Origin of the sequence: Streptococcus sp. OMI750, assembly GCF_047463895.1 — a bacterium.
Taxonomy (GTDB): Bacteria; Bacillota; Bacilli; order Lactobacillales; family Streptococcaceae; genus Streptococcus.
Genome location: NZ_JASHCZ010000001.1, coordinates 347,470 through 363,527, shown reverse-complemented (window position 1 = coordinate 363,527; position 16,058 = coordinate 347,470). Strand labels below are relative to the sequence as shown.

The following is a 16,058-nucleotide window of genomic DNA, read 5'->3' as shown; positions in this document are numbered from 1 at the left end:
CCTCAATTTCAGTCTTCTTTCTTACTAATTTTCCCCATAAATAACTAAGCCATTTGGTTGAATGATCAATCGACCATCGGATATATTCCCAAGACTGATCAGACCTACTTGTTCTCTTTCTAGGACAACGTCTTTCTTGGAGTGGTTAAAGTAGGCTTTGAGAATCTGACCCTCATATTGCCATTCTACTACCACTACATCCGGCTCTACTTCTTCCAAGCTAACCTTTCCATGCTGAATCATGCCTGCTACTTCTTTTCGGAGCTGGATCAAGTCCTTCATAAAGTTCAGCATATCGTTGTCCGCTGACACGCGCTCCCATGGCATGACACGGCGGCAATCTGGATCTGGACCACCGATGAGGGCTAGCTCCGTTCCATAATAAATACAGGGCGTACCCCGTTGCAGATAGAGGAAGGCGAGGGCAGACTTAACGGACTGGAGATCGCCTTTAGCCGTCGTCAGGATGCGCTCTGTATCATGCGAGTCCAAGAGGTTGAACATGACCTCAGAAATCTGCTGCCTGTAGTACATAGACTGGCTATTGATCTCCCAAATGAAGCGTTGCGTCTCCTTATGCCCCCTCAGGAAATAATCCTTGATACTTTCAGAGAGAGGATAATTCATCACCGCATGGAACTCATCGCCATTGAGCCAAGGTTGGGACGAATGCCAGATTTCTCCGAGGATATAGAGGTTTGGTTTCTTGGCTAAGACCGCCTTACGGAAATCTCGCCAGAATTGATGGTCGATCTCATTGGCCACATCCAGTCGCCAAGCATCAATATCAAACTCTTCAATCCAGTAAGTCGCAACCTTCAAAAGATAGGCCTTCACCTCAGGATTAGCCGTATTGAGCTTAGGCATATAGCCTGCAAAGGCAAAAGCATGGTAAGACAAGTCGCGACTATTCCACAGATTTTCTGAGGAGACAGGGAACTCTTTAATATGGAACCAATCCTTGTAAATCGAATTCTCCCCGTGTTTGACCACATCCTGCCATTGGGGTGAATCATAGCCAATATGGTTGAAGACAGCATCCAGCATAATCTTCATCCCACGCGCATGGGCCTCTTTCACTAACTGGCGGAAGGTCTCCTTATCACCAAAATGGCGATCAATTTCAAAATAGTCAATGGTATCGTACTTGTGGTTACTCGGAGATTCAAAAATCGGGCAAAGGTAGAGCCCTGTAATCCCTAACTCCTGCAAGTAATCTAGATGATCGATGATTCCTTGTAAATCTCCACCAAAGAAATCCAATACTTGAGGAGCAATAGAGGCATCCCAAGGACGAACGCCTTTTGGCGAAATAGTAGGATTCCCATTGGCAAAGCGCTCAGGGAAGATTTGGTACCAAACCGTCTGCGCCACCCAATCCGGAACATCACACCCATCAATCTCATGGATAAAAGGAAGCTTAAAGCCGTTCATAACAAAGTCTAAATTCTCCTTGTTGTAGGCTGCCACACCCCGATCTCCGTACAAGACCTTATCTCCTTTTGTATCTTCTAATTCAAAGAGGTACTGGATCCGTGCATGGTGGACAGATACCGACACTTGCCAATAATCAAAGAGGTCGTCTGTCGTCACCTTGTCCATTTCCTTAGTTGCCTCATAAAGATCCTCTATAAAAATAAAGGGATCCCCATAGTGCAAGACAATCCGTTTGATATCTTCTTTCTTGGTCCGGATGCGAATGTGAAGCTGGCCGTCCTTATAAAGATAGGCGTACTCCGATTCAGGCCGGTGATAAATCGCTGTTGCTTCCATCTGTCTCGTCTCCTACTATACTCTCTTTTCATCATTTACCAATTTATGCAAACGATTACATAAAATCATTTATTAGTATACAACTTTATGAAAAGGTTTGCAATATGTTGAGAGAGATAATTTTAGACTACTAACTTTATAAGATTGTAATTCACACAAAAAGCCCAGCGATTGGGCTTAAAGATTTTTGTTGAAGCAATGACTTTACCTTATAAGCATCACTTTATACTGTTTCCTACTAAAATATACTACAGATCTATATTTCTGTTAATAGTTTATTGAACAGTTGTTCGAGCTTACTAGTATCTCCATAAACTGTTCCATCCATATATAAGTGATAGATATCATCATCTAAACCAATTGAAATTTCACATTCATAGCCTTTCATCAAAGCTAAAGAACGGATAACTTCTCGTTGAGTACGACCATTTCCTTCTCGAAATGGGTGAAAATAATTTAGATTATCTAATATCTCAGCTAAACTTTTACAAATCTCAATTTTATTATTTGCGTTAAGTAAATAGTTTGAAAGCAAAGTATTTAAAAATTTTTCTGCCATATCAAAAGATTGAACTGGCATAAAAGCATTTCCACTTTTAGAGATATTTACTTGACGGTATTGACCTGCCCAAGTATACATTCCTTCAAAAAGAAACTTATGAATCTTTAAAATATCTGAAACAGTATTTACTTCAATTGGATTAATAAACAGTTTTAAACTTTGGCTTGCTACTAAACGATATTCTAATTCTCGTGCTTTATTATCATTTTTCTCATTAAATTTATTTATGAGAACAGATGAATGGGGATAGGTGTATAAATTATCAGGGTCTATATAATCATACCCATCATATATTTTTCTGACCATTATCCAACTCCTAATGCAACTGCCTCTTCTCTCAGTCGCTCCACGTCTTCTACCGTGGGATGCCATCCTTCAATCATATTGGTGCTCAGAGCAAACCAGACGCTCTTAAAAACCTTTTTGTTGTCAAAAATCACACCCATAATCATCATTTTTTCTTTATCTACATCTAATGTCATATTCTACCTCCGTCCTATTATTATAGCATATTTTCAATCATTTTAGTTCTCCTATTTAGTACTTACCCTACACAAAAAGCCCAACAATTGGGCTTTCTCATTATCAAAATAACTTTTACTCATTCCTTACTTGTATGCCGCTTTCCAAGATTTAGCGCTTGCTCTTCTGACATTTGAACAACCTTAGAAAAATTAGTATTGCGAGGCATACTGTCCAAAGAATACCAATAAACATCCGCACTCCCATTTCTGGCCACATAAACAACTGGCGCTAGTTGAGGAGTTGGTTCTGCAGGCTCGACAGGTTGGACTGCCTGAACTGGCTCTACAGGTTGAACTGGCTGTGCAGGCACTGCTGGCTGACTCGGTTGAGGGGCTTGACTTGGTTGCGTCTCTACAGAAGGACTAGCAGGTTGAGGTTGACTACTAGGTTCTGTCGGCACTAAAGATGGCTTGACAGTCCCCTTCAGATAGTCAATGGTTGCATTCTTAGAGTAGTTGTCCAAGGTAACAGTGGTAATCCCATAAGCATCTACTGACTCTTTGGGACTACTTAAATTGATGGGTAGAAGGTTGCCATCTCGATCAATTCCTACATATTGCAAGGTCACCTGCCGAGGAATTAATTCATCTCCAGTATAGACCGGAGTCACCTTATAGTCTAACCAGTAATTTGGGTGGGTAGCCAGCCAGCTATCGAGTCGTTTCTCGTAGTATAGCATGCCCTCCACATTGCTATCCGCTGTTCCTTTATAATTCCCCGTATTGGTCCAGGCAGTTAGAGGAACCAGATTTTTCCCTTCATTGGTCAGACCGCTAAACTGATAGCCAATCAAATGCCCTCTGTGGAACAACCAGGCCTTCTTTCCCTTGTTTCCATAAGCGATCTTATAATTGTGCCAGCCAACCGGATTATAGCTGAGCCGTGGTTCTCTTTTTTTCTTTGGCTCATCCTTGTCCTGCAGCTGAATATGAGCCGAAGTCGCCCGACCCAAATGATCAAAATCCCCCAGTACAAGCTGCTTATTGCTATTAAAAGGCAGTAGATGAAGACTTTGGTAATCGAGTCCAGTTTGCTGAGCTTGAGCCCCTTGAACAACGACCAAGGACATAAAAACCGAGACTATCGCAACAATAACATTTTTCAAAAACCGTTTTGTAACCATGATTGAAACTCCCACATTTCTATCTAGTGATATTATAGCAGAAAAAAGCGGTTACAAAAAATTTATTTTTTCAAAAACTCTTGTTCATGACCTTACGTAACGATGTATAATAAGTATGAGGAGGTGGGTAATGATGACTAAATACAGAGCAATTCCGGAAGGATTTATGACGGTTGGGGAACTTGCTAAGAAAATGAACGTTACTGTCCGTACTCTACAATATTATGATAAAGAAGGGGTGCTTTCCCCATCGGCAGAAAGTGAGGGTGGTCGCAGGCTCTATACCGATAAAGACTTAGTGTTACTCCATCAGATATTGTCTTTAAAATCATTAGGTTTTTCTCTCAAGGATATAAAGGGGCGTTTGATCTCTTTGAAAACACCTGATGATGTTGCCAATGCTCTTACAGAGCAAGCAGATACTATTCGTAAAAATATTGAACAACTTAAGGATTCTTTAGTCGCAATAGAGCAGCTAAAGGTAGAAGTTTTACAAATACAGACGGTCAATTTTAAGAAGTATGCAGACATCATCGTCAATCTACAGATGAAGAATGACTCCTACTCTCTTATCAAGCGCTTTGATGATGATACGCTCGACCAGATACGCAGTCGATTTGACAAGAAAAGCGGACTAGACTTTATGGACAGATTGAACCGCCTAAGTAATCAAATCGTAGAGCTTCAAAAAGAAAACATACCAGCCGAAAGCGAACAAAGCCAACAGGTTGTGAAAGAATACTGGGGCTTGATTATGGAGTTTACAAATGGTGATATGAGCATGCTTCCTAAGTTGATGGAAGTTGGTACTATTGATACCGCCTCAAACGCTTGGGAAGAAAAGCAAAAAATCGTCAATGATTATATAGGACCCGCCCTACAAGTCTATTTTTCAAGGCTTGGAACAAATCCTTTTGAGGAGGTAGAACCATGAAAAACGCAATAGAGGTTTCTGGATTAAAGAAAAGTTATGGTAGCAATATGGTTCTTAGTGGTCTCGATTTTCAAATCAAACAAGGAGAAATCTTTGCTCTGCTCGGAGTGAACGGAGCTGGTAAAACAACAACGCTTGAATGTATCGAAGGTCTGAGAAAATATGACGAAGGCACTATAGTTGTAAATGGGAAAACCGGAATTCAACTACAGTTCTCCTCTCTACCCGTCCACATCAAACCAATGGAAGCCATAAAGCTCTTTGCAAAATGGAATCATACATACATTGATGATGCTATGCTAAAGGCCCTTGGAATAAAAGAAATTGAACAGTCGCAATACATAGAATTATCCACCGGTCAAAAAAGGAGATTACATCTTGCTCTTGCACTTATCAGTAACCCGGATATTATTTTTCTCGATGAACCGACAGCGGGACTTGATGTTGAAGGACGACTATCTCTCCATGAACAAATCCGAAAGCTCAAATCACAGGAAAAGACAATCGTCTTGGCAAGCCACGATATGGCCGAAGTTGAAACCCTATGTGACCGCATTGCTATTTTGAATAGTGGAAAGATTGTCTTTTGTGGTACTCCTTCAGAACTGACAGACAGGTTGGGAAGAAAATATTTCATCCATTTAAAGACCCGGGACGGAGAGGAATCTTTTGAAACAGATACGATCGAGGATAGCTTAATTTCATTATTGGAAGAATGCAAACAGAAAAATATCCAGATATTGGATATCAAGGTTGATCGTGGCACACTGGAGCAGCATTTCATTGAAATGGCAAGGAGGGGTTTGGAATGAATGGTTTTTTATATAGCCTAACATTACAGTGGAAATTGGACATACGAAGTAAGTCTCTCTTGGTTACTTACTATATTGTACCGATTATTTTCTTTCTTCTCATGGGTGGTATTTTTACTTCCGTTATGCCTGAAATGGGTAGCACACTTATACAGTCAATGATTGTCATGAGTGTTTCAATGGGAGCCTTTCTCGGTTTACCGCCTTCCTTGATTGAAACATACGGAAGCGACATAAAAAAGATTTATAAAGCAAATGGTGTGCCTATTCATTTAGGATTGGTGACCATAGTTCTCTCTGCCTTTGTTCATTTGATAATGACTTGCATAGTGATCCTACTACTTGCTCCAATTTTATTTAAAGCAAGTCTACCAAGTCAATTTCCCTTATTCTTTCTCGCGCTTGCCATCTACATTTTTGTATCGTTGAGTATCGGAAGTATACTGGGCCTTACTGTTAATAATCAAGCAAAGCTGACTATGATAGCACAACTTATCTTTTTACCATCAATTATGCTCTCAGGAATCATGTTTCGTAGCAACTTACTACCTGATTTTCTTCAAGCAATCGGGCGTCTTTTCCCCGCTTCTTGGGGATACCGCTTGATGCTAGATCATGGTTTTGGTCTTGAAAATCTTTGGTATCTGATTCTTGTATCCTGTATCTCAGTAATGACTTGTATCCTCCTCTTGAATCAGCAAAAATCTAACTAGGTGCCTGAATAAATCAATAGCAACATTAACTTTTAAGCAAAAGCGACGAGATTGTTACTTATCCCGTCGCTTTGCTGTTTTTCAGTAGTTTTTATCTAGTTTACTCTATGTCATTTTTTCATGCAGGACAGTACAATGGTCCTAGTGGTTGCAGTAAGAATATCACTATCGCTGCCTAAAATGTTAGAGTCAATTATGGCATATCAGATTCATTACACATTTCCTGCTTCAACCGTATAAGCTAAGGACCAACCATGCTTATCACAAGCAACTTGAGCAGAATAGGCAAATAACTCCTTATGTTCGGCCTTGTGAAACCAACCACACTCGGGATCCGTCGTTGAGATTTTCTTTTCCTTAGCCTCACTTTCTTTTGCGGGCTTTAAGGACTTTTTTTCGTGTTTTTTCCTATCTAAATCAATCTCAACTTCCAATTGTTCACTCATAAATTTAGCTTGTTGGTCTACCATTTCCTTACGATACTTGTGACTATTAGCTGCCGCTTTGACATGGGTACCATCCACAAATATTTCAGAAGGATCAATTAAGCCAGCATACAAAGCATGGTTGAGAACTTGGGAAAAAATCTCAGAAATGAGTTCTTTATCTTGAAAACGACGGTTGTAATTCTTTCCATAGGTAGTAAAATGAGGGACCTTATCATCTAAAGTTAGTCCAAGAAACCAGCGATAGGCCACGTTTACTTCAATCTCTTTCATGGTTTGGCGCATGGAACGAATACCATAAAAACATTTGATTAAAGGAATTTTGACTAACATGACGGGATCAAGACTAGGACGACCGTTATTTGGACTATAGGTATCTTCTACCAAGTCATAAATAAAGTCAAAATCAACCTTTGAATCTACTTGTCGAAGAAAGTGATCTTTTGGGACCAATTCGTCTATTGTATAGAAACCATATTGCTTGCGATTATAATCAGGTTTTTCTTAGTGAAACATAGGGAACACCTCACAACTCTTCTTACCTCTATTATACGACTTTCCAAAAAGAAAAGCCTACGATAGGCTTTTTCATCTGACAATATCTTTATACATATCTGGTCTTCTGTCTCTAAAGAGACCCCAATTCAGGCGCTCATTCGCTCCCTTGCTAAGGTCATAAGTAGTTAACAAGATAGCTTCGCCTTGTCGTTCTGCTTGACTTAAAATAGCTCCTGTTTCATCAGTCATAAAGGATGAACCGTAGAAATTAAGACTAGAACTTTGCCCCCCATTTTCCTCACAAGGAGTGACTTCTTCTAAACCATAACGATTGGCTGCAATAACTGGCACAATATTTGCTGCTGCGTGTCCTTGCATGGTACGTTGCCAATGACCACAACTATCTGTATCCAAAATAGGCTCTGAACCAATGGCTGTTGGATAAAAGAGCAATTCTGCGCCATTTAGTGCCAGGCAACGGGCTGTTTCTGGGAACCACTGATCCCAACAAATGCCAATACCAATCTTGGCATAGCGAGTATCCCAGACCTTGAAACCTGTGTTTCCAGGAGTAAAGAAGAATTTTTCTTGATAATAATGGTCATCTGGTATGTGTGTCTTCCGATAAACGCCTAGTACTTCTCCATCTGCATCAATGACAGCAATGGAATTGTATAATACATTACCATCTTTTTCATAGAAACTGATCGGTAAAACGACCTTTAGTTCCTTGGCAATCACTTTAAAATGCTGAATAGCCGTATTTTCTGTCACCGACTGGGCATACTGGTAGTAGTCATACTGACGTTCCTGACAGAAATAGGGACGTTCAAATAATTCAGGCAAGAGAATAATTTGGGCTCCTTTGTCTGCAGCTTGTCGAACTAAGCGTTCAGCTGTTTGGATATTGGTTTCCACATCCTTAGCGCATTGCATCTGAATAGCTGCAACCGTTACATTTCTCATCTTTTTCTCCTATTCTGGAATTTGTTGGGTAATACAGTGGATATTTCCACCACCTAAAAGAATATCTCTTGCAGGAATTCCGACAACTTCACGGTCTGGGAAACACTGGCTCAGGATATTCAAGGCTACTTGGTCGTTTACATCCTGAAATTGTGGCACTAATACAGACTTATTAGCAATGTAAAAATTCACATAGGAAGCTGCTAAACGTTCACCTGCATAGCGTTCTTCTTCACCTTCTTCATAAGTATAGCCCGGCAAATCATCTTCCGTCACTACTTGATGAATAGCTGGGATTGGAAGTTTATGAATAGTGAAACTTCGACCTTTTGCATCGGTTTCCTTCTCTAAAAGAGCTAGATCTGCTGCAGACATGGCATACTGAGGATCATCTTGGTCGTCTGTCCAAGCTAAAACAACCTCAGCAGGACCAACAAAGGCAGCAACATTATCGACGTGTTCATTTGTCTCGTCTTGATAAATACCGTAAGACAACCAAATAACTTTTTCGGCACCAAGGCTCTCTAGTAAGATCTTTTCAATCTCCTCTTTAGTCAGGTGAGGATTACGACCAGGACTAAGCAAGCAACTTTCAGTTACGAGAATAGTTCCTTGACCGTCACTATGTATAGCTCCACCTTCCAGTACAAAAGGTTTGGCATCGTAAACAGGTATTTCCAACTCCTCAGCAAAACGACTAGCTACTTGGTCATCTGCTTCATAGTCTTGGTAGAGACCATCAACAGCACCACCCCAGGCATTGAAAGACCAATCTACCACCATCTTTTCCCTTTTATCATTAAGAAGAATGGTCGGACCTGTATCACGAGCCCAGGCATCATTTGTCGGAATATCTAAATAAACAACCTGGTCTCCTAGATAGGATTGCGCTTCAGATAGATAGTCCTCCTCAACCAAAAGGTAGACTGTTTCCCCCTGAGCAATAGTTTTGATAATCTGGCTAAAAGCTTTTTTTGCAGCCTTTCCTTGAAAAGGCCAAGACCCTGGTCGAGTAGGCCATATCATGAGAGTCCCATGATGGGGTTCATACTCTGCAGGCATCCGATAACCTAATTTCTTTGGGCTGTCCATCATGATAATCTCTCCTTAAAGTCTTGGTAGCCAAATGCTTTGACTAGACTGCACTCACCCTCTTTATCCATGAGATACAAACTTGGAAGCCCAATGCCGTTAAAGGTATTATTTTTGACAAAGGAGTAAATAGCCATGTCTTCAAAATAGAGGCGATCACCGATTTCAATCGGTTTTTCAAAGCTGTAATCCCCAATGATATCCCCTGTAAGACAAGTATTTGAAGAGAGTCTATAAGTATAAGGTTTTTCTTGCGCTTCAAAACCATCTCTCAATGGAGGCCGATAAGGCATCTCAAGAACATCTGGCATATGGCAGCTTGCTGAAGCATCTAACACCAAGGTCTCAATCCCGTTTTCAACAATATCTAAGACTTCTGTCGCTAGATAGCCCGCATTAAGGGCAATAGCTTCTCCTGGCTCGATATAGATGTCAAGGTTATAAGTTTCTCGAATGCGTTTAATCTCAGAAATCAGTAAGTCCACATCATAGTCATCTCTCGTAATATGATGACCACCCCCCATATTGAGCCATTTAACTTGATGCAAATAGGCTCCAAACTGCTCTTCTACTGCTTTCAAGGTTGTCTCTAAATCATCTGCCCCCTGCTCACAAAGAGTATGAAAATGAAGCCCGTCAACCAAGTCCAGCAAATCACTAGGTATCTTGTCTGAAGTCACTCCAAAACGAGAGCCAGGAGCACAAGGATCATAAAGCGCGTGGTCACCCTGTGTTGAACATTGAGGATTGAGGCGTAGACCGACACTGATACCAGCTTCACGACAACGTTGACCATATTTTCGTAATTGTCTCTCTGAGTTAAAGACAATATGATCAGATATTTTAAGCAACTCTTCCATATCTGATTCCTTGAAAGCTGGCGCAAAAACATGGACTTCCCCAGGGAACTCTTCTCTAGCTAACTTAGCCTCATAGAGTCCACTAGCCGTCGTACCTGACAGATACTGACTAATCAAAGGATAGGTTTTATAGAGGGAATAAGCCTTTTGAGCCAGTAGAACCTTACAGCCAGTTTTTTCTTGAACCTCTTGTAAAATGCGGCAATTCTCTTCTAATTTTCCTAAGTCAATGATATAAGAAGGCGTTGGTACTTGTTCTAATTTCATTAGTCCACCATTTGTGGATTTTCAAGCACAACCCATGGTAAACCGAATTTATTCAAAGCTTCCATGAATGGGTCTGGATCCAATTCTTCAAGGTTATAAACTCCTGGTTGTTTCCAAGTACCATCCATCACTAATTTTGTCCCAATCATGGCTGGAACACCTGTTGTGTAAGAAATGGCTTGTGAACCAACTTCTGCGTAACATTCTTGATGGTCGCAAACATTGTAGATGTAGATGGTCTTTTCAACGCCATCTTTGACACCTGTAAAGATACATCCAATATTAGTTTTACCAACAGTACGTGGGCCAAGGCTGGCAGGATCTGGAAGCAAGGCTTTCAAGAATTGGATTGGTACGATTTCTTGTCCGTTAAAATTAATTGCATCTGTACGAAGGAGACCAACGTTTTCCAAGCATTTCATGTGAGTTAGATAAGATTGACCAAAAGTCATAAAGAAGCGAATTCGTTTAACACCTGGAATGTTCTTTGCTAATGATTCGATTTCTTCATGGTGGAGGAGATACATGTCTTTTTGACCAACTTGAGGGAAATCATACTCACGTTTGATAGACATGGCTTCGACTTCTACCCATTTTCCATCTTCCCAGTAAGAACCTGGTGCAGAAACCTCACGTAGATTGATTTCTGGGTTAAAGTTTGTCGCAAATGGATAACCGTGGTCACCACCATTACAGTCTAAAATATCGATATAGTGGATTTCGTCAAAGTAATGTTTGAGTGCATAAGCTGAAAAGACGCTGGTTACCCCTGGATCAAAACCAGATCCAAGCAAGGCAGTCAGACCTGCTTCCTTGAATTTCTCTTGGTAAGCCCATTGCCATGAGTAGTCAAAGTAAGCTGTAAAACCAAGTTCCTTACAACGTTTCTCATAAATAGCACGCCATTCAGGGTCTTCTGTGTCCTCAGCCTCATAGTTGGCAGTATCGATATAGTGGACACCTGTTGCCAAACAAGCATCCATAATAGTCAAATCTTGGTATGGTAGAGCTACGTTCAAAACAGCTTGTGGTTTGTAGCTTTCAATCAAGGCAATCACTTCTTCTACCTTGTCAGCATCAAGAGCAGCTGTCTCAATCTTAGTATTTGTTTTGCCTTCTAATTTAGCCTTCAAGTCATCACATTTTGACTTGGTACGGCTTGCAATCATAATCTCTTTAAAAGTTTCGCTGTCTTGACAAATCTTTGAAATAGCAACCTGGGCAACGCCCCCACATCCGATAACTAATAAACGACTCATTTTCTTCCTTCCTCTTCTTCTAAAATGTCTTCTACATACTTAGGCAACATAAAGGCACCAATATGTAGGTTTGCAGTGTAGTATTCTGTGAAAAGCTGGCGTTTTTTCCAACCTTCCTTGTCAAAATCTTTGACAGGGTGGTATTTTTTAGATGCAAACCCAAATAACCAATAGCCTGCAGGACTGGTAGGGATATGTGCCTGATAAACTCGACTGATTGGAAAGGCTTGATTAACCTTACGGTGCATGCTTCGACAAGCTGACTCATCTTCGTCAAAGAAGGGACTACCATGCTGATAAATCATGATTCCGTCCTCTTTCAAGGCTCTGTAACTATTGCCGTAAAATTCCTTGGTAAAGAGCCCTTCCGTATGGCCAAATGGATCGGTCGCATCGTTAATGATAATGTCGTAATCATTTTCACAGTTTCTCAAAAACCTTAGTCCATTTTGGTAGTAAATAGTAACACGAGGATCATCTAGCCCAGCAGCAAAATCTGGAAAATATTCTCGACAAACCTCAACCAGCATCTCATCTGGTTCCACGATATCGATTTGTTCCAATTCTGGATAGAGTGTTAATACTTGGGCAACACCACCGTCACCGCCCCCAATAACCAAGACTTTCTTTGGATTGGGATGAACAGCCATAGGAACGTGGACGGTCATTTCGTTGTAGACAAAATCATCTGCATCCGAGAACAAGACGTGCCCATTTAAAATCAGTATTTTCCCAAAAGCTGGTGTATCTAATACTTCTATATCCTGCCATTCACTTTTTCCAGCGTAGAGTTGTTTGGCAGTTCTCAATGATAATTTCACATCTGGAGTATGAACTTCAGAAAACCATAAATCCATCTAGTTCTCCTTTCTCTTAATAACGTTGATATGATTGACCTCTGGATCTTCCGTTCCTTGGAGCGAACAACCACGTTCTTTTGCGAATTGGATATAATCGACAAGACCTTGTGTAATTCGTTCACCAGGTGCTAGGATAGGAATCCCAGGAGGGTAACACATGACAAATTCCCCACAGACTTGTCCAACGGACTCGTCCAAGGTTAAGCTTCTTCTCTCTGAGTAGAAGGCTTCCTGTGGAGATAGCACCAACTCTGGTTGGATATATTCGCCAGCGATCAAGTCCTTCCCATCTCGTGAGTAGAGTCTCTTGATATCAGCCAAAGCACCTACCAAGCGTTCAATGTCTTGAATGCGGTCACCAATTGAAATGTAGGCCAAGATATTGCCGATATCACCAAACTCAATTTGAATGTCATATTCATCCCGTAAGAGATCATAAACTTCAATCCCTGTTAGACCAATACCCTGAGTGTAAACTGACAGCTTGGTTACATCAAAATCACAAACCGATACACCATCTACTAGCTCTTTTGAGTAGGCATAGTAGCCACCGATGGCATTGATTTCACGACGAGCGTACTCAGATAGCTCAATGACCTTCTCAAATGACTCTTTACCACGAAGGGCCAAATTGCGGCGTGAAATATCCAAACTAGACATTAACAAATAGGATGCTGATGTTGATTGGGTCAGGTTAATGATTTGACGCACGTACTCAGGATTCATCTGATCGCCAACTAAAAGAAGCGAACTTTGAGTCAAGCTGCCACCAGACTTATGCATAGATACGGCTGACATATCTGCTCCAGCGTCCATAGCAGATAGAGGAAGTTTATCTGTAAAGTGGAGATGAGCACCATGTGCCTCGTCTACTAAGACTTTCATTCCTGCAGCGTGGGCCATCTCTGTTAGCCCCTTTAAGTCTGAACAAATCCCATAGTAGGTAGGATTGTTGATTAAGATAGCCTTGGCATCCGGATGGTCCTTAATAGCTTGTGCCACACGATCATTTTCAAGCCCCAAAGCAATACCGATTTTGGGATCCACACTCATCTCGATATAGATGGGAATAGCTCCACATAAAACGAGTGCATTGATGGCTGATTTATGGACATTTCGTGGTAGGATGATTTTATCACCTGCTTTACAGGTGGAAAGAATCATGGTTTGCACGGATGAGGTTGTCCCGCCAATCATTAAAAAGGCATGGGCAGCTCCAAAAGCCTCTGCTGCTAGCTCTTCTGCATCTCTGATAATCGAAATAGGATGCCCAAGATTATCCAAGGGCTTCATAGAATTGACATCAATACCAACGCATTTTTCCCCTAAAAGTTCAACTAACTCTGGATTCCCACGGCCACGCTTATGACCTGGTACATCGAAAGGAACAATCCTTTTCTTTCGTAACTTAACTAACCCCTCATAAATGGGAGCTTGGTTCTGATTTAACATTATGAAGACATACTCCTTTACTTTATTTTCTACACCTGAGCTAAAATCAGGTGTTATAGGAAACTTATGAAAAAAGAGCAGGTTGGCACCTGCTCTACAATCTACTGACGTGTTTATGCTTGTTTCTTTTGAGTATGTCTGTTCCTGATGTTTCCTAACTCTCTAGTAGCAAATATTACGTACTTTATTGATCGTTTCACAAGATGACGTGTGCTTTCACCACACTAACAAATGTATACGAATTAGAACTAATGTCCTAACATCAACTTATAAAAGTAGGCTTTTAACCCTATCAATAATGTGGCTTTTCAACCACGCTTCGGCATTCAACCCTGCCTGTCCGTAGGCATTTTTTACTCGGGTTTATATTTGCTAGAAAACATCATCTCATTTTCTAAGCTTCATCAATATATCATGTTTTCAGAGACTTGTAAAGTATTTTTCGAACTTTTTTTAAAACCATTTAATATTTAGTTCGTGTAATTTATTCAACCCAGAAATAGAAATCGTTTTAAATTTAAATCAAAAACAAAAAAACGAACTAAATAAATTAATTCCTTTAGATAGGCTTAAGCAAATTCAACTATTCAAAATCGTATTTACTCATCACGCGCTACTTTGGCAGCTAGTTTAAAATCAGTCATCAAATAATTTTCATCTAGACGGATAAGACTATAATACTCATTCCAAAATAGAGAGTCACTGTTACTTGACCACTGTAATCCATACCATAATTGAGTGACATCACTTGTATTTGATGGTGGGATTGACCATAGATGCTTTTTGAAAGTTTCTTGAACACGTGGAACATCAAGTCGACTAGTCAAGTCGAGTTCATCCGATTTCAAAGTGATAGCCGGTAGATTTTTTGGATTAAAATACTCCACATCAAAACTATCTTCTTTTTCTAAAGTATATTCCGGGATTTGCGCTACAAAGGCTCTTCCCTCTTCTAAAGAATCAAACACGACTAAATCTTTTTTATAATCACCTTGATACAATTCCAATATAACCATCGATAACCCTCCGTCATTCAGTATCGGTCCGCATAACGCCTATCTATTATTTTATTACAACCGTTTCTTCCCATCGTCTGAGCACATCTTTCAAAGGCTCATCGAGATAGCTATAGGCCTTGTCTTTTATCCAATCAGGGATTCCATAAGCTGCTTCGGCGATACTTCCTGTGATAGCAGCAAGAGTATCACTATCCCCACCAAGAGAAATCGCATTTCGAATAGCATCTTCAAAATCTGTACTTTCAAGAAAGGCAATGATGGCCTGAGGTACCGTATTCTGGCAAGTTTCATTAAAACGATAAGTAGGACGAATTTCATCTAGTGTTTGAGAAAGATTATATCCATACTCTTGTTCTATGTGTTCCTTGATGAGTCTCTTCACTCTGTAGGATTATCGTTGATCGGTTTTCCATAGTCGCCACTGTAACCTCCAAAGTAATAACGACACATAAAGATAGCATCAGACGTCGCCATAGCTCCTTTGACCCCCTCTGGATGGTTATGAGTCACCTCTGCAGAAAGTCGTGCAACTGCTCTTCTGGACGGCCAGGCTCCCGTTCGTGCACAGAAACTACAATCCATGGTCCAGGCACATGGAGAAACACGCATTGCTAAGCCATTGCCAAAGCTATTATAAGGTTCTCGATCGTCGCCATCAACCCAATTCCCAAATCTTGCACCGTAACCTGCATCGGGATACATCCTACCATATTTTTTCATGGCATCAATAAAGTCATCCTTCTGACCACCGTTCATGATGGCTTCAGCAACAGCACAGGTCATAACCGTATCATCAGTGAAAAAACAATCCTCACGAAATAATAGAAAGTCTTTCGTTTTAATGTTGTCCCATTCATAAACAGAACCAACGATATCTCCAACTATTGCTCCTAGCAT

Annotated in this window: 13 protein-coding genes and 3 pseudogenes; 3 read left to right on the top strand and 13 right to left on the bottom strand. The window is 40.6% G+C overall.

Going from position 1 to position 16,058, the window contains the following annotated elements; genetic code table 11:
• Positions 1-24: 24 nt before the first annotated feature.
• From QM830_RS01885 to QM830_RS01870, 4 genes are all read right to left on the bottom strand, one after another.
• On the bottom strand, positions 25-1,773 hold the full coding sequence (locus QM830_RS01885; protein ID WP_414325369.1) for a glycoside hydrolase family 13 protein: 1,749 nt from the start codon (positions 1,771-1,773) through the stop codon (positions 25-27).
• Positions 1,774-2,029: 256 nt separating this feature from the next.
• Positions 2,030-2,641, bottom strand: coding sequence for a Fic/DOC family protein (locus QM830_RS01880; RefSeq protein WP_023023568.1), 612 nt, complete (start codon positions 2,639-2,641; stop codon positions 2,030-2,032).
• A complete protein-coding gene (locus tag QM830_RS01875) occupies positions 2,641-2,817 on the bottom strand; it encodes a hypothetical protein (protein WP_003017298.1) in 177 nt (58 codons plus the stop codon). Before QM830_RS01875 ends, QM830_RS01880 begins: the two co-directional genes overlap by 1 nt.
• 119 nt (positions 2,818-2,936) lie before the next feature.
• Positions 2,937-3,983: a DNA/RNA non-specific endonuclease gene (locus QM830_RS01870; RefSeq protein WP_314369642.1), complete on the bottom strand. Its 1,047-nt coding sequence runs from the start codon at positions 3,981-3,983 to the stop codon at positions 2,937-2,939.
• Positions 3,984-4,113: 130 nt separating this feature from the next.
• Here QM830_RS01870 and QM830_RS01865 point away from each other — a divergent pair, with 130 nt between their 5' ends.
• The 3 genes from QM830_RS01865 to QM830_RS01855 are packed head-to-tail and all read left to right on the top strand — an operon-like array spanning position 4,114 to position 6,442.
• Positions 4,114-4,917, top strand: coding sequence for a MerR family transcriptional regulator (locus QM830_RS01865; protein WP_414325367.1), 804 nt, complete (start codon positions 4,114-4,116; stop codon positions 4,915-4,917).
• On the top strand, positions 4,914-5,729 hold the full coding sequence (locus QM830_RS01860; protein ID WP_023917889.1) for an ABC transporter ATP-binding protein: 816 nt from the start codon (positions 4,914-4,916) through the stop codon (positions 5,727-5,729). Before QM830_RS01865 ends, QM830_RS01860 begins: the two co-directional genes overlap by 4 nt.
• Entirely contained in the window at positions 5,726-6,442 is a 717-nt protein-coding gene (locus QM830_RS01855) for an ABC transporter permease (RefSeq protein ID WP_414325365.1), read from the top strand. The genes QM830_RS01860 and QM830_RS01855 overlap by 4 nt, the downstream gene beginning before the upstream one ends.
• Before the next feature lie 215 nt (positions 6,443-6,657).
• Here the strand turns inward: QM830_RS01855 and QM830_RS01850 are convergent.
• The 9 genes and pseudogenes from QM830_RS01850 to QM830_RS01810 all read right to left on the bottom strand — a co-directional run.
• Positions 6,658-7,350, bottom strand: a pseudogene (locus tag QM830_RS01850) (transposase); the annotation flags it as partial.
• A 126-nt stretch (positions 7,351-7,476) separates the two neighbouring features.
• Positions 7,477-8,352, bottom strand: coding sequence for an N-carbamoylputrescine amidase (aguB, locus tag QM830_RS01845; RefSeq protein WP_049490742.1), 876 nt, complete (start codon positions 8,350-8,352; stop codon positions 7,477-7,479).
• A gap of 9 nt (positions 8,353-8,361) precedes the next feature.
• Positions 8,362-9,447, bottom strand: a complete 1,086-nt coding sequence (gene aguA, locus QM830_RS01840) for an agmatine deiminase (protein ID WP_195563093.1) — start codon at positions 9,445-9,447, stop codon at positions 8,362-8,364.
• Positions 9,444-10,571, bottom strand: a complete 1,128-nt coding sequence (gene nspC / locus QM830_RS01835) for a carboxynorspermidine decarboxylase (protein WP_414325363.1) — start codon at positions 10,569-10,571, stop codon at positions 9,444-9,446. Before nspC ends, aguA begins: the two co-directional genes overlap by 4 nt.
• Complete coding sequence (locus QM830_RS01830; RefSeq protein ID WP_414325362.1) at positions 10,571-11,830, bottom strand: saccharopine dehydrogenase family protein; 1,260 nt, start codon at positions 11,828-11,830, stop codon at positions 10,571-10,573. Before QM830_RS01830 ends, nspC begins: the two co-directional genes overlap by 1 nt.
• Positions 11,827-12,687 (bottom strand): polyamine aminopropyltransferase, encoded by an 861-nt coding sequence (gene speE, locus QM830_RS01825; protein WP_006596119.1) that lies wholly within the window; start codon positions 12,685-12,687, stop codon positions 11,827-11,829. Before speE ends, QM830_RS01830 begins: the two co-directional genes overlap by 4 nt.
• The gene (locus QM830_RS01820; protein ID WP_009730806.1) at positions 12,688-14,142 is read right to left on the bottom strand and encodes an aminotransferase class I/II-fold pyridoxal phosphate-dependent enzyme; all 1,455 of its coding nucleotides are present in this window, start codon (positions 14,140-14,142) and stop codon (positions 12,688-12,690) included.
• Between the two features lie 599 nt (positions 14,143-14,741).
• A pseudogene (locus tag QM830_RS01815) lies at positions 14,742-14,996 on the bottom strand (hypothetical protein); the annotation flags it as partial.
• 208 nt (positions 14,997-15,204) lie between these two features.
• A pseudogene (locus QM830_RS01810) lies at positions 15,205-16,058 on the bottom strand (ADP-ribosylglycohydrolase family protein).